Annotated in this window: 1 protein-coding gene; it reads left to right on the forward strand. The window is 53.3% G+C overall.

Annotation, left to right across the window (positions count from 1 at the left end):
• The coding region (locus CWC04_RS16125) for an Ig-like domain-containing protein (protein ID WP_171038587.1) at window positions 1–1,344 on the forward strand (1,344 nt) is incomplete at both ends.

Here is a 1,344-nt window from a genome sequence, read left to right on the forward strand (position 1 = left end):
ACCTTTACCGATGCAGCCAATGCCGTACAAACTATTGATGTACAAACCGATGCGAATGGTAATTGGAGTGCCACCCCAGCGACTGATTTAGCTGAAGGCAACTACAGTGTTAGCGCCAGCATTACCGATGCGGCGGGTAACACGGGCACAGGGACAGACAGCGGTGAAGTGGATGTAACTCCACCGGCTCTTGCCTTTACGCCGACCTTCGAGCTTGGTTTATTGGTTACCCTAAGTGGTACGTCTGACCTGTCAGCAGGCAGTGAAATCACCATCACCGAGCAACTTATTGGCGGGGGTGTGGGTGTAACTTACACCACCACAACCGATGCCAACGGTAATTGGTCTTTGGTGGGGCTTGATGTATCACTACTGGATGTAGGCTCTGTGATTGCCACAGCCACAGATGCAGCAGGGAACACACGCACAATCAGCTCAGATGACTTTGATAACACACCACCTACACTCACAGTTGAGGTGGATGCACAAAGCAATAGCAACACGCCTATAATCAGCGGCACAAGTGACGCAGGCGAAGGCGCACAAGTCACGATTGTGGTGACCGACAGTGACGGTAACCCACAAACCATTACCGCCCTTGTTGATGCCAACGGCGAGTGGAGCGCCACCCCAGCGACACCACTCAGTGAAGGTGAAAGCACGATTGAAGTGAGCGTACGCGATAGCGTAGGCAACGAAACCACCGTGAGTGAAACCACGGCTATCGACACGCAAGCGCCAACGCTTACGATACAAAATGTAGGCGACATAAACGACTTAACCCCGACACTGCAAGGCACGAGTAACGAAATTGGCGGCACGGTAACACTCACCGTGACCGACAGTGATGGCGCTGTGCAAACCATTACCACCACCGTTGGTACGGATGGGCATTGGGATATTGAAGTGCCAAGTGCCCTGGCACAAGGTGACTTTACTGTAACGGCCAGTATTACTGACGCCGCAGGCAATGAGAGCACCGCCAACAGCAGTGGTAATGTAGATACCATTACCCCGGTTGTAACTGTGGATGCACTGGGGCTTGGAAACGACAGCACACCAATTATTAGTGGTACTTCAACTGAGCCAGAAGGCACAGTTGTAAACATTGTAATCACCGACAGTAATGGCGATGAAACACCGCTCACCGCCACCGTGGATGTCAACGGCAACTGGCAAGCAATCAGCCCAGAATTACCTGATGGTAGCTACAGTGTACAAGCCAGCATTACGGATGCGGCGGGCAATACAGGCGGCGCTACGCAATCGGGCAGCATAGAGAGCCTTGCCCCGACACTGCCACTCGACACTGTAGGCGCTACCCACGCCCGCACCCCACCCATT

It is taken from the genome of Pseudoalteromonas sp. S2893 (genome assembly GCF_005887105.1).
Lineage (GTDB): Bacteria > Pseudomonadota > Gammaproteobacteria > Enterobacterales > Alteromonadaceae > Pseudoalteromonas > Pseudoalteromonas atlantica.